General features: G+C 34.9%; 14 protein-coding genes and 1 riboswitch. Of the genes, 1 reads left to right on the forward strand and 13 read right to left on the reverse strand.

The genetic code is table 11. The features are described 5' to 3' along the window. Positions 1 to 401: 401 nt before the first annotated feature. On the reverse strand, positions 402 to 1,106 hold the full coding sequence (locus tag ABS916_RS11850; RefSeq protein ID WP_350452098.1) for an O-methyltransferase: 705 nt from the start codon (positions 1,104 to 1,106) through the stop codon (positions 402 to 404). 230 nt (positions 1,107 to 1,336) lie between these two features. Here ABS916_RS11850 and cbpA point away from each other — a divergent pair, with 230 nt between their 5' ends. After that, positions 1,337 to 1,978 (forward strand): cyclic di-AMP binding protein CbpA, encoded by a 642-nt coding sequence (gene cbpA / locus ABS916_RS11855; RefSeq protein ID WP_013709987.1) that lies wholly within the window; start codon positions 1,337 to 1,339, stop codon positions 1,976 to 1,978. A 48-nt stretch (positions 1,979 to 2,026) separates the two neighbouring features. Here the strand turns inward: cbpA and ABS916_RS11860 are convergent, their stop codons facing one another. From ABS916_RS11860 to murA, 12 genes are all read right to left on the reverse strand, one after another. Further along, entirely contained in the window at positions 2,027 to 2,518 is a 492-nt protein-coding gene (locus ABS916_RS11860; protein WP_350452099.1) for a QueT transporter family protein, read from the reverse strand. A gap of 9 nt (positions 2,519 to 2,527) precedes the next feature. Further along, positions 2,528 to 2,573, reverse strand: a riboswitch (PreQ1 riboswitch). A gap of 110 nt (positions 2,574 to 2,683) precedes the next feature. After that, entirely contained in the window at positions 2,684 to 3,034 is a 351-nt protein-coding gene (locus ABS916_RS11865) for a type II toxin-antitoxin system PemK/MazF family toxin (protein WP_035021324.1), read from the reverse strand. A gap of 27 nt (positions 3,035 to 3,061) precedes the next feature. After that, complete coding sequence (locus ABS916_RS11870) at positions 3,062 to 3,310, reverse strand: hypothetical protein (RefSeq protein WP_350452100.1); 249 nt, start codon at positions 3,308 to 3,310, stop codon at positions 3,062 to 3,064. A gap of 275 nt (positions 3,311 to 3,585) precedes the next feature. Beyond that, positions 3,586 to 3,936 (reverse strand): holo-ACP synthase, encoded by a 351-nt coding sequence (gene acpS / locus ABS916_RS11875; protein WP_350452101.1) that lies wholly within the window; start codon positions 3,934 to 3,936, stop codon positions 3,586 to 3,588. A 208-nt stretch (positions 3,937 to 4,144) separates the two neighbouring features. Further along, the gene (gene cshA / locus ABS916_RS11880; RefSeq protein ID WP_350452102.1) at positions 4,145 to 5,725 is read right to left on the reverse strand and encodes a degradosome RNA helicase CshA; all 1,581 of its coding nucleotides are present in this window, start codon (positions 5,723 to 5,725) and stop codon (positions 4,145 to 4,147) included. A 487-nt stretch (positions 5,726 to 6,212) separates the two neighbouring features. Then, entirely contained in the window at positions 6,213 to 6,923 is a 711-nt protein-coding gene (locus ABS916_RS11885; protein WP_350452103.1) for a Bax inhibitor-1/YccA family protein, read from the reverse strand. A gap of 85 nt (positions 6,924 to 7,008) precedes the next feature. After that, on the reverse strand, positions 7,009 to 8,397 hold the full coding sequence (locus ABS916_RS11890; RefSeq protein ID WP_350452104.1) for a UDP-N-acetylmuramoyl-tripeptide--D-alanyl-D-alanine ligase: 1,389 nt from the start codon (positions 8,395 to 8,397) through the stop codon (positions 7,009 to 7,011). A 105-nt stretch (positions 8,398 to 8,502) separates the two neighbouring features. Then, positions 8,503 to 9,600 carry a D-alanine--D-alanine ligase gene (locus ABS916_RS11895; protein ID WP_350452105.1) on the reverse strand — a complete coding sequence of 366 codons (1,098 nt, stop codon included), beginning with the start codon at positions 9,598 to 9,600 and terminating at the stop codon, positions 8,503 to 8,505. Positions 9,601 to 9,840: 240 nt separating this feature from the next. Then, positions 9,841 to 10,608, reverse strand: a complete 768-nt coding sequence (locus ABS916_RS11900; protein WP_350452106.1) for a hypothetical protein — start codon at positions 10,606 to 10,608, stop codon at positions 9,841 to 9,843. Between the two features lie 471 nt (positions 10,609 to 11,079). Then, on the reverse strand, positions 11,080 to 11,352 hold the full coding sequence (locus ABS916_RS11905) for a type B 50S ribosomal protein L31 (protein ID WP_350452107.1): 273 nt from the start codon (positions 11,350 to 11,352) through the stop codon (positions 11,080 to 11,082). Positions 11,353 to 11,494: 142 nt separating this feature from the next. Then, entirely contained in the window at positions 11,495 to 12,790 is a 1,296-nt protein-coding gene (gene rho, locus ABS916_RS11910; RefSeq protein WP_350452108.1) for a transcription termination factor Rho, read from the reverse strand. A gap of 12 nt (positions 12,791 to 12,802) precedes the next feature. Next, positions 12,803 to 14,071, reverse strand: coding sequence for a UDP-N-acetylglucosamine 1-carboxyvinyltransferase (gene murA / locus ABS916_RS11915; protein ID WP_350452109.1), 1,269 nt, complete (start codon positions 14,069 to 14,071; stop codon positions 12,803 to 12,805). Between the last annotated feature and the right edge of the window lie 201 nt (positions 14,072 to 14,272).

Genomic DNA, 14,272 nt, shown 5'->3' on the forward strand with positions numbered 1-14,272 from the left:
CTGCTAAGTCACCCTCACATTTGGTTCGTCTTACTTTGTTTAGTTTTCAAAGGTCAATCACTTCATCAATCACTTCATCTGACAACTACTGAAGTATAACACCCTCTAAATAAGTTGTCAACGATTTTTAAATAATTATTTTTTATTCTGTATAATTATCCAAGTAACCGCTACATCGTAATTTCGATGACCACAATATAATACCACTTTAGCACTGTATTTGTCAAGAATTACTTTTCATTCTCTTTTCTTGCTATCACTATCGCAACAACGTGTTCTACTATACCAAGATTTTTCTTTTTCGTCAATACTAAACACCTAATTCTTTTGTTAATTTTACAAACAATTCAGTAAAAATATACATCGTGGTATTTTTACTGAATTGCGCTTTATATTTATACTTAAACCTTATCTTCTATCATATAAGAAAAATCAGTGTCATCTTGTTTTACTACCATTAACAAACCATCGCCTAACGGGACGATACTTGATTCTAATGACGGATGATGCATAACCACATCTAAAAATGCATTTAATTTGCGGTGTATCGTTCTTCTATTCTTAGGTATTTCCTCTTTGGGAGTAAGAATTGTTCCACCTTGTAAAACATCATCAACAATCAACATTCCACCTTTTTTCAACAAACGCATACAATCTGGAAAAAAATCATAATACTTGGATTTCGCACTATCCATAAAAATAAAATCATATGGTCCTTCTAGCGTAGAAAGAATATCAGCTGCTTGCCCTTCTAACAGAGTAACTTTGTCCGTTAATCCCAATACTTCATAATTTTTTCTTGCTTTTTTAATCATAACGTCAAAACGATCAATTGTTGTAACGTGCCCTTCATCCCCAACATGTTGTGCCATCAAACTTGATGAGAAGCCGATAGCTGCTCCAATTTCTAAAATTTGTTTTGGCTTTATCTGCCCTAGCAGTAAGTTCAAAAATACCACTGTTTCATGCGGTATGATCGGCACACCTTCTTTATTCGCTTGGCGTTCAATCTCTCCAAGACTTCCCTCAAGTGGCTTTTGTTCGTTTCGAAGAAATTCCACTACTTCTTTATCCACAACTGGTCTGTACATCATTTCATTTCTCACTGCATTTCCCTCGCATTTCTAATTTTATCAGTCGTTTTTTTAATTCTAATTTCCATTTGCTATTTATTATAGAATGCCAAATACTTTCAGACAAGTTAATGTTGTTAATGCTTAACTGCTTTATCATTAAATAAATTTTCATCCGTTTTCAAAAGCATTGGATACCTTAAGCACGATATGTTATTATCAAATTAAATAAATCAATCCCAATCCTTAAAGGAGGATACGAAATGCTTATAAAATCTCTTTGTATTCCTAAAAATAAACTTACTACTGTAAGCGAAACGGTTACCCTTCAAGAAGCAATTGATATTCTTGAAAAATCCGGCTTTCGCTGTATACCTATTCTAGATGAAACTGGAACAATATTCAGAGGAAATATCTACAAAATGCATATTTACCGTCACAAAGCTAATGGTGGAGATATGAACTTACCAGTAACTCATTTATTAAAAAATGCTACTAAGTTCATTTCTATTGACGCCTCTTTTTTCAAAGTATTTTTCTCGATCAAAGAATTGCCATACATTTCTGTATTGGACGAAGATAATCGATTTTATGGTATTTTAACTCATAGTTCGTTATTAAATATGTTGCAACAATCTTGGAATGTGAACACAGGTAGTTACGTTTTAACAATTGCTTCTACTGGCCAAAAAGGCGATTTAGCAAATATGGCAAAAATTATTAGCCGTTTTTGTTCAATTTCAAGTTGTATTACACTAGATGTTGAGCAAGATGATTTAGTTCGCCGCACAATGATCACTTTAGAATCCGGCATGACAAAAGATACTCTGAAGGAATTAACTGCCGCTCTAAGCAAAAAAGGATTTCGTGTAGTTGAAGTAGAAGATTTAAAAAACGTTGGTTAATTTTTTACTATCTAAAAAAGCTAAATGCTGATGCATTTAGCTTTTTTTCTATCCTTCTATCCGTTTACTAAAATGAATTTTTTTATCAATATACATCATGATTGGCATACCAATTCCCATAACAACAAATTCACCAATCGCAACCGTTAAGTAGCTAAACCAGAACGGCAATTGCAACGCTAGATACAATTCCCACGCAATCAAGGCTGAACCGATAGTGAACACTACCGTATTAACACTCATCTTCACCCAATTATTTGTTATTCTTCTTGTTATCCCACTCATTATAATTAATGACAGCAATGTGTGCGCAACGCCAAATACTATATCATAGACAACCATAGTTGAGAAAAAAAGGTTAGAGATAAACACTCCACCAACTATTCCTATAATATACTTTTTATTAAATACTGCTAAATGATTTAACATTTCGGCTACTCGAAATTGAATTGCTCCAAAAGACATAAAAGCAAATGCCGAAGTGATTGCCACATACAAAGCTGCGACTACAGCATTTATTACCAAATTTCTTATTTTCATTCCTTCCACTTCCTCCTAGTTTTTTTTCGTGGGATGGTCAACGAACCACGTTTCACAACTTTTATAGCATACCATTTTACTTTAATTTATTCAATTTCGTTTAAATAAACAAATAAAAAAAGCATTCGCAAATGAACGAATGCTAAAAGCTAGGTACATTTTTTATTAGACTTGTCTTGACAAACCAATACTTATCTCAAGAGCTTCATCTATTTTTTTCATCATTTTAAAATCTAGTTGAGTTACTTTTTCTCGTAAACGCTGTTTGTCAATTGTTCTTATTTGTTCTAACAAGACAACAGAATTTTTTTCAAGATTATACTCTTCTGCCGAGATTTCAACATGGGTAGGCATTTTAGCCTTTTGGATTTTCGCTGTTATCGCTGCAATAATAACGGTTGGGCTGTAATGGTTGCCTACATTATTTTGAATAATCAAAACCGGCCGCATTCCACCTTGTTCCGAACCTATAACTGGCGATAAATCAGCATAATAAATCTCTCCCCGTCTTACCATAGGTATTTTCCTCCTTATAACACCTGGTTAGAATTGGGCACCGACCTCTTTTTCACAAACTTCAAATTCATCACAAATATCAAGATTGATACGAGACATCTCTGCATATCCTTTACGCATGGTATCATAGACTATTAAATTTTCATCTAAAAAATAATTCACTACCGAATTAACAAATTCATTTTCGTCAATATTTGCAATCATGCAATACTCTTTAACTTCTTTGTAGATTCCAGGTGCTAAATTAACTTTCATTATGTTTTCATTCTCATCCATGCCCCATACCTCCTAAAAGATTACCTTTTCATACCCCATAAAAAGGATTCGCTTCAAGAACATGGTAACATGAATTGAAAAGCATTGAAACTCTAGATACGGTTTAAAACCAAGTTTCATTTTATAGACAAATTTGATCTCACACTTAAGTATTTCAAAGCATTAACTAAGCTATTTTGCTGTTTACTAATTGGAATGATTCCAATTAGTTTTCGCAACACAAATCGTATGTATGATTTAGTCTTTAAGTATAGTTACTTTATTATTCTCCCTTTCTATTGTTCTAAAATCACTTGTGCTGCTGCAATAGTATCCGTATGCGTAATAGACAAAAACACTTGTCCGCTAAAAGGAGATTTTCCAACAATTGGTTTCCCATAACGATCGGGTAAAATCTCAATATCTTGAAAACCCAATTTTCCGATTCCAGTTCCCATCGCTTTTGAGAAAGCCTCTTTTGCAGCATATCTACCAGCTAGAAATTCAATTTTACGTGTACCTGCTAACTCAGAAAATATTTTCCATTCTACCGGGGTCAGCACTCGCTTAGAAAAAGTTTCCCTTTTCAAATAAGCTTCTTCTATACGAACGATTTCTGTTATATCCAAACCAATCCCTATTATCACTTTACACCTCATTTAAACTAGGCTACTTCTTTAGTCCTGTAAATTGAATTCTATAATATTACACTAATTTTATCAAATATTAGTTCTTATGTCACTTCTAAAGAATACGAAAAATAATTTCATTTTAGTTTTTTTCGCTCATCTGTAATTACCACTCAAACATACAAAAAAGGTTGAGACAATGTCCCAACCTTTTTCACTTACACTTTTAATCTTTATCGCGAATAGTAAATTTACGTTCTCCGCCAGCTTTACGACGGTTATCAGTAGATTTGCCACGGCTGTCTTTACGACGGCTGTCACTTCCACCACGACTTGAATCTTTATTCCATTTTCCGCTTCCGCCAGTGCCGCTTCCGCCACCACGACGTTCAGAAGGTTTGCCACTACGGCTGCTTCCACCACGGTATCCGCCTTTACTTGCACTTCCACCACGGTTGCTTCCGCCACCATGACTTCCGCCTTTACGGCCAGGTAATGGACGTTCTGGAGTAATTTTAACTGGTACTTCGTCAGCGTCTTTTGTCACACTCTTAAGGAATGCAGCAGCAAGATCTTCAGCTGTATAAGTTTCCAATAATTGTGCAGCAGCTTTTTCGTAACGATCTAAACCATTAGCGTCAATGATAGAACCTACTTCATCAATTGATGCTTTAATTTGACCTTCAAAAGCTTCAGCATTTGTTGGTGGACGCAATGGAGTCATTGTTTTTTTAGTTAAATCTTCAATAACACGCAAGTATCCCATTTCATTAGGTGTAATAAATGTTACAGAAACACCCTCTTTTCCTGCACGACCAGTACGTCCAATACGGTGAACGTAACTTTCTGGGTCTTGAGGAATATCATAGTTGTATACGTGTGTAACGCCAGAGATATCTAATCCACGAGCAGCTACGTCGGTTGCTACTAAAACATCTAATTTACCTGTTTTAAAAGATTTCAAAACACTCATACGTTTTTGTTGAGAAAGGTCTCCATGGATTCCTTCTGCACGGTATCCGCGAGCTTCTAATCCACGAGCTAATTCATCTACGCGACGTTTTGTACGACCAAAAATGATTGTTAATTCTGGTGTTTGAACATCAAATAAACGAGTCATGATATCGAATTTTTCGAAGTCTTTACAACGTACGAAAAATTGTTCAATCAAACTATCAGACATTGTTGTTGCTTTGATTTGAACGTGTTCAGGATTACTCATGAAACGTACACCAATGCGTTTGATAGCAGGCGGCATTGTAGCAGAGAATAATAAAGTTTGACGTTCAGCTGGAACTTCATGAATAATTGTTTCAATGTCATCAATGAATCCCATGTTTAACATTTCATCCGCTTCATCCAACACTAAGGTTTCAACATGTCCTAATTTCAATGTTTTACGTTTGATATGATCTAATAAACGACCCGGCGTACCAACAACAATGTGTGGTGCATCTTTTAAAGCACGAATTTGGCGACTGATGTCAGCTCCACCATAAACAACTTGAACACGAATTTTTTTATCGCGACTCAAACGGAATAATTCTTCTTGTGTTTGGATAGCTAATTCACGAGTAGGTGCAATAACTAATCCTTGTACATTACGGTTATTTACATCAATTTTTTGTAACATCGGTAAACCAAACGCAGCTGTTTTACCAGTTCCTGTTTGTGCTTGCCCAATAACGTCTTTTCCTTCAAGTGCCAATGGAATAGTTTGTGCTTGGATTGGAGTTGCTTCCTCAAATCCTAAACGTTCTACCGATTTTAATAACTCAGGTGCTAAACCTAATTCTGTAAATTTCAATATATTTCCTCCCAATTTTAAAACCTTAAAGAGAGATTTTTGCGAAATACAGGCACCTTCATTAGTTTAATCAATGCACCTGCTGCTGTAACTCCATATAAAAACTCGATGTTCGTTCGGTTGAATGTACACCAAGTTTCTCATTTCATATAAAAAACTTGAACTATTTTCCAAGTTTATCTGCTTATCTAGTTTCACAAAACCCTCGATGGTTTCATTTTTTTATTAAAGAATATTCTTCAATCTAATTCATTCTATCATGTATATTTTAGTTTATCAATTGATTTGGCCTTTTGTTTCAATGAACACGTTTCCTTTTTTAAATTTCTTTTCAATCTGTGAATTCACCTATTTTAGTTTACGTTTTCAATCTTCCTCGCTAATCTAACTGACATAATCCCTTTAAAAAAAAACTAAAAGCTGTGTTTGCACACGTTGCTTTTAGTTTTATCAGGATATTCACTTCTATTCCGATTGTTAAAATCGATTAATCTCTTCCGCCACCAAAGATACGCAACAAGCCAAGAAAAATATTAATAAAATCTAGGTATAAACTTAATGCTCCACTGATGGCTAGTGCACCTAAATTTTGTTCTCCTGAGTAGTGCACATAAAGTTCTTTTAATTTTTGAGTATCATATGCTGTAAAACCAATAAAAATCACTACTGTGATAAAAGACAGAACCATATCGGCCGGTCCACTTTGAAGGAAGAAACCATTTACTAACATAGCTATGATCAAACCGATTAAGGCCCCTCTTAATTGTCCACCTAAAGATGTCAAATCTTTTTTAGTTGTAAAACCTACTATGCTCATACCTGCAAATGATGCTGCTGTAGAAATGAATGCTGCACCAATACTGCCTAAATCATACATCAGAAAAATAGAAGAAAGTGTGATTCCATTAATAAGCGCAAACGCAATAAAACCGACAATCGATGCACCTGCTGATTTTAGTTTAGCTCCATTTGCAGACAATTTCATTACCAGTGCAATCTCAGCAATAAAAAAACCTAAAAATCCGAAACGCGTTCCAAAAACTAAATTTAAAATAAACGGACTCTGAGATGCATAAAAAGCTGTGATTCCTGTGATAGTCAGTCCTACTGCCATATAACTATAGATCGACGCAAAAAACTTAGATAAGCCAGCAGTATTAATCGTTTGATTGGATACTTCTTTTCTTGGTGTATTCATACTATCCATCCCCTTAACTTATTCTATAGTAACAGTATAACAAATTTTCTAAATTAATCACTCAGTCTTTAGACATATTTTTAGCTTACACTTGAAGTGATCTTACAACTGAAAGCAAATCCGTTCCCAAACTTGATTTTAGAAGAACATAATCTCCAGGATCAATTTGTTTTTCTACAAATTTAATCAGTGGTTCTTTAGCTCCAATAAAATGAAAAAGATTTTCATCATCGAAAGTTCCTTTTAATGCTTCGTACAATACAGTCATTTGTTCGCCATAAAGAATAACTTTTTCAATTTGAGTTGGATCAAGTGACTCTTTAACGCTTAGATGCAGTTCTGATGACTGTTCTCCTAGCTCCAGCATGTCTCCTAAAACAACTATTTTTTTACCTGTATTTGTAAATGTACTAAAATTATCCAAGACAGCTTTCATAGCAGTAGGGTTCGCATTATAAGCATCATTTAAAATACTGCTATCATTTATCCCTTTTAGCCATTCTGTTCTGTTTTTAGTTAATTGAAATTGGGCTAGTTTTGGAGCAGATTTCTCAATTGAGATCCCTAAAGTCATTCCTGCCATTAAAGCAGCTAACGCATTGTTCACATTATATGTTCCTAAAACAGGTAAACTTACCACTAAATCAGGTCTTTCATTGGTCGCAAAACTCGTTTTGTCCATTTGAGCATCTATATTTAGTGGATACAAATCATTTTCAGGAGCTGTTCCAAAGGTCTTCAATTGCGATCCTTTTAAAGCTGTTACTCTTTCTTGTAGTAATGGCTCTTCCCCAGGATAAATCAGCACACCATTTTCTTTTAAGCCTGAACAAATTTCCATTTTTGCATCCGCGATCCCAGCTCTTGAACCAAAAAATTCAATATGAGATTCTCCGATCATCGTTATAATAGCGACATCCGGCTTAGCTAAATCTGATAACACTTTGATTTCTCCAGCACGACTCATACCCATTTCTAAAATAACAACTTCAGTCTCAATCGGCATTTCAAGAATCGTTATCGGAAGTCCAATGTGGTTGTTAAAGTTTCCTTGTGTTTTATGCACACGGTATTGACTAGATAAAACAGCGTCTGCCATATCTTTCGTAGTTGTTTTTCCATTACTTCCAGTGATACCAACAACTTTTGGATCAACTTTAGTTAAATAGAATTTAGCTAGATCTTGCAACGCTTTCAAGGTATCGTTTACTTGGATGACAGGAAACTCTTGTTCCAATTCAAGCGGTAAGTCTTTTAAAGATTTGCTCCATAAAGAAACGGCTGCCCCATTTTCAACAGCTTTTAAAATAAAATTATGTCCATCATTATTTCCCAATAACGGTACAAACAATGACCCTTTAACTAATTTTCGAGTATCAAAATTAACGGATGTTATTTCTTGGTCAGACCATTGATTTGTATCATTTATTGCTCCAACTGCCATTGCAATTTCTTTCACGGTTAAAGAAATCATCATAATCCTCCTTCAAGTTCAATAAAACAGTCTATCACCCATGATTCCTGAAAGAAACAGAGACTAGGCACATAGCCCAACCTCTGTTCCTAGTAGCACGTTTTATTATTTATCGTTTTCATTCTGAAAAGACATACGTTCTTGATGTCTTCTTAATGCTAGCTGAATCAACTCTTCAACTAAATCACCATAATTCAATCCAGTATTTTTCCATAAAGTAGGGTACATACTAAATTGTGTAAAACCAGGCATTGTATTGACTTCATTAATAAACAATTCATCGTTGCTTGTTAAAAAGAAATCACATCGACTTAACCCACTGCCATCAAGCGCTTGAAAAGCACGCACAGCATAATCTCTCAAACGTGCGTTAACGTCCTCTGGAACTAAAGCGGGAATTTGCAATACAACCTCATTTTTAAGGTATTTTGACTCATAGTCGTAAAAATCAACAGTTTTCACTAATTCTCCTGGAACTGAAATATGAATATCATCATTTCCTAAAATAGCGACTTCAATTTCCCTAGCTTCAATGCCTTGCTCAACAACAACTCTTCGATCATAACGCAAAGCTAATTCAATTGCTTCAACTAATTCGTCTCTGTTTTCTGCTTTACTAATTCCTACACTAGATCCGAGATTTGCCGGTTTTATATACATCGGGTAAAACAATGTTCCTTCACATTGTTTGAAAACACTCTCTTTATCATTTAACCATTCAGCTTTTCTTACAGGCACATAGGGAACTTGCGGCAATCCTGCTTGTTGAAAGAGTTGCTTACTAATGATTTTATCCATTCCACAAGCACTAGCTAGAACACCAGCCCCAACATAAGGCATTCCAATAACTTCAAACAGCCCTTGAACGGTTCCATCTTCTCCATTAGGTCCATGCAATACTGGGAAAATCACAGCATTTTCTTCTTTTAAATCAGACGGTTGAATAAGAATACCTTCTGAGTCTTGATTTTCATCAATTGCAAATTTGCTGCTATCCGAAATGGTTAATTTTAACGCATCTGAATCCTTAACCTCATTGGCTTGCTTAACGATTGCACCTTTAACCCATTGACCACTTTTTGTAATATAGATAGGTTCTACTTCATAATAATCATAATATACTTCTTTAATAATAGAAAAGGCAGTCAAAATTGAAATATCGTGCTCTGCGCTTTTTCCACCATATACTAGAAAGATTTTCATTTAGTTATCCTCCGAATTTACTTAGGTATCTTTATCTTAGTCTTATAATTCAAAAATTATTGTACCATATTTTTTTATAGAAAAATAGCACGCCTCTTTAGAAACAATTATTCAGAATTAATCTAAATCTAATTCACTTTTCAGCGCTCAAAAAAAAAGCCTTTCAAGCTACCTAAACGCCCGATAGGTTAAAAAGCACATAACCTGCGAGCGACTCCAGTTAACTAGTAAGACTTTCCTTTACGACGGTTGTACAATTGCTTCTTCTTTAAAGAACCATTTTTGATTTATCTCATTAAAGCAGATACTTCCCAACAAATCTTTGTTAGTGAAATTTCTACCTTCAAACTTCAACCGATCTTCGGCTAGGTAGATTGGAATTTCATACACTTCTTGAATTAGGCTTATCTGTTTATATGAAAAAACGACGCCTTCTCTGAGTATAGGCAACAAATTTTTTATCTCAGAAACTGGTATACGAGTAATCTTTTTAGTTTTTTTAAAGATAAATAAGTTTCTCTTATCATTTATTTTTTTTTCTAAATTATTTGTGATATTGACAGACAAAAGACTATAAAATTGTTCTAAATGTCTATGGTAAACCTTAGTCATCCCTTTTGGTAAGGTTAAATGAATAAAATTATTTTGCAACTTGTAATAAAAAGGCGAATGTAAATGTGTATGGGCGTGAGCAATATACAGCAATTCAGCAATTTCAATTGGTGTTAATTGCCTCATTAATTCAACACTATCAAAATCTATCCATTTAGAAGGAATGTCACTTATATATTGACTTTTATCGAAGTATTCTTGGATTTTAGCTATTCCCCGAATCATACGAAATCCAGTGTGAGAGTCATATTCACCTACGCCTTGAGGGGCATTCAGCAGCAAAATATTTTTTGGCGGTTTCTTAACAACATCTTTGTATTCATTCATCGTGATACCCTTACTCCAAACAGCATTTGTAATAGTATCTAAATGAATATAAGTGAATTCTGAAGGCACGACACATTCTCCCTTTATTTTTTATCCTTACATTGTACTATCTAAACAGCAATTTATCTGTATCAATTAGGTAATAATCTGATGACAATTAACTGCTGTATCCGCTTTATTAAGACAATGTTGTGACAATTAGGACGTTATGAAAAATTAGTTTCAAAACAAGTGATCTTAAATAGCCTGTTAGATTTTCAATTGTCATTGAACTTGCTTATAGGCATCTAACTAGTTTCATCGGCTTTTGAATATAGGCAACTTCCAATTAGAGTAAAACTAATTTTGACTGTCTTTCTTTTTATTATCGTACCAAAATAGCTGTTGAAAAGCACGTAATCTGTTAGCGCAAATTAAAGGATCCTTAAATAAGGGTAGGCACGCTTATTCTTTCATTTACCAATAGTATATTAAATAAACTTTAAATAGAAAAAAAGAGACCAGACAGTTGTCTGGTCTCTTTTAAAAAGTAGATAGCTATTATGCTTCTTCTTCTTTTTTGTTTGCGTCTGCAATACCGTATTTTTTGTTGAAACGGTCCACACGTCCGTCTGCTTGTGTAAATTTTTGACGTCCTGTGTAGAATGGGTGTGAGTCAGATGAAATTTCAACACGAATCATTGGGTAAGTAGAACCGTCTTCCCATTCAACTGTTTCGCTTGAATTTTTAGTAGAACCTGATAAGAATTTATAACCTGTTGTAGTATCCATAAACACAACTTGTCTGTAATCTGGATGAATAGCTTGTTTCATATATAAATCTCTCCTTATGCCCTGATACATCTGCTGAATCAGAGTTGATTTTTTGTCTTTAGACAACATTAGCATAATAGCATATTTCTATTAGCAAAGCAATTCTTTTTATTGGTAATATTACATGCAATTAATTAATTTTTTAACGATGAGAATTTCTTGTTTTTTTCGTTTGAGTAATAGTATTATCTGTAAAATTAGCGAAAAAGTGTTGATTATTTTCTGATTTTTGCAATTTTTTTATAAACTGATCTGTTACATCTAACGCATCTCCGATCATTGCGTGACGCAACTTCCAAATCACTTCTAGCTTATCGCTTTCCAATAAGAGTTCTTCTTTTCTAGTACTTGATTTTTTGATATCAATTGCCGGGAAAATGCGTCGTTCAGAGAGTTCTCTTGATAAATGCAACTCAGAATTTCCGGTACCTTTAAATTCTTCATATATCATGTCATCCATTCGACTTCCAGTATCAATCAATGCAGTTGCTAAAATAGTTAAGCTTCCACCTTCTTCAATATTTCTCGCTGCTCCAAAGAATCGCTTAGGTCGATACAACGCTGCTGGATCAAGACCTCCGCTTAATGTCCTTCCGCTTGGAGGGAGGACTAAGTTATAGGCACGAGCTAATCGGGTGATACTGTCCATTAGGATAATGACGTCCCGTTTATCTTCTACTAATCGCATCGCTCTTTCTAGAACTAATTCCGTTACTCGCACATGGTTCTGTGGCTGTTGGTCAAATGTTGAAGAAACAACTTCACCTTTAACGCTTCTTTCGATATCCGTCACTTCTTCTGGACGTTCATCGATCAACAAAATAATCAATTCAGCCTCAGGATAATTTTCAGCAATACCATTTGCAATTTCTTTTAACAAAATTGTCTTACCGGCTTTTGGAGGAGCTACGATCAATCCACGCTGGCCAAAACCTACAGGAGCCAAAATATCGATCATTCGATTTGAAATTTTCGTTTGCGTTGTTTCAAGAGAAATTTGTTTTTCAGGATAAAGAGGCGTTAATGCTGGAAAATGAGGACGTTCTTTTGCATCTTCTGGATTTTTTCCATTCACAAAATTCACTTGCATCAAACCATAATAACGCTCTGATGGTTTTGGAGGTCTAGCTTTACCTGACACCTTATCCCCATTTCTCAACCCAAAGCGTTTAATTTGAGAAGAAGAAATGTAAATATCTTCTTTACTTGGTGTGTAGTTGATGGGACGCAAAAAACCAAAATCCTGCTGTGCCATAATATCCAATACACCTTCAACAATAAAAAATCCTTGTTTTTCTTCTTGTGCACGTATAACCGCTAACGCTAATTCCTTTTTATTCATTTGGCTATAATAAGGAATTTTAAGTTCTTTTGCATAATTGTAAATTTCTTTTAATGTTTTTCCTTCTAACTCGACTAACGTTACTAAACCACTCATATTAGTTAACTCCTATTTGTTGTCATCTTTAATCATTTGAACATCTGCACCTAAAGCCGTTAATTTTTCTACGATTTGATCATATCCACGTAAAATATTTTCAACACCAGTAATGGTTGTGGTCCCTTGTGCCATTAACCCGGCTGTTATAAGACATGCTCCAGCTCTTAAATCACTCGCTTCTACTTCTACACCTTGCAATTGATTCGGGCCTTCAATTAAAATCATGTCACTTTCAACCCGAGCTTGTGCTCCCATACGGATCAACTCTGGTATGTGCTTAACTCGTTTAGGATAAATTGTATCCGTGATTAAAGAAGTACCAGTCGCTTTTAATAAAAGTGGTGTCAAAGGTTGTTGTAAATCCGTTGCAAATCCAGGATATGGAAGTGTTTTAACATTTACAGCTTTTAAATTCTTGGCTTCTTTTATCCGAATGCTGTCTTCTCCAATTTCCATTGGGACACCCATTTCTTCCATTTTAGCCAATAGACCTTCCAAATGTTCTACGATAACGTTTTTAATTGTGATATCTGTCCCCACAGCTCCTGCCAACGCAAGATACGTACCCGCTTCGATTCGGTCCGGTATAATCGTATGGCGACATCCATGTAATTCATCAACGCCATCTATACGAATAATATCGGTACCTGCGCCTCTTACTTTAGCACCCATATTATTTAAGAGTGTTGCAACATCAATGATTTCAGGTTCACGCGCGGCATTTTCAATGATCGTTTTTCCTTTTGCTTTTACTGCAGCAAGCATAATATTGATGGTCGCACCGATTGATACAACATCTAGATACATTCTTGTACCCACTAATCCTGTTTCATCGGTTCTTAGATACATAGCGCCCATCTCATTCTCTACACTAGCCCCTAAAGCACGAAATCCTTTTAAATGCTGATCTATCGGACGAGGTCCTAAAAAACATCCGCCAGGTAATCCAACAACACCTTTGCCGAATTTAGTGAGTAGCGCTCCCATAAAGTAATACGATGCTCGCAAACTTTTGATTTTTCCATTCGGCATAGGAATAGAAACGATATTTGTAGGATCAATCGTAAGCGTTGAGCCATCAAAAGTCGTTTCTACCTTCATCACATTCAGAATATCAATTAATGAATGGACATCTTGAATATCTGGTACACCCTCTAAAATAACAGGTGAATCTGCCAGTATTGCTGCTGGTATCAAAGCAACCGTACTATTTTTTGCCCCGTTGATGGTTACTTCGCCGGATAATTTCTTTCCACCATTAATGACTAATTTCTTCATGTTATACCTCCATTATCTTCTAAAATCTCATTATATCTTAGAAACTTTATAAATTCCTATACAGTTTTATCTATTTAGTTTGAGTGTTTATTTTTTGTTTTACTCATATGATTTCATTTCACAAAGAGCGTCAATAACTTTACCTCTTTTTATGTAAAATAAGCTGATTTAATCTTACTATACCTGAAAACAACTTACAAT

The sequence above is a fragment of the Carnobacterium sp. genome (genome assembly GCF_040274945.1).
Classification (GTDB): domain Bacteria; phylum Bacillota; class Bacilli; order Lactobacillales; family Carnobacteriaceae; genus Carnobacterium_B.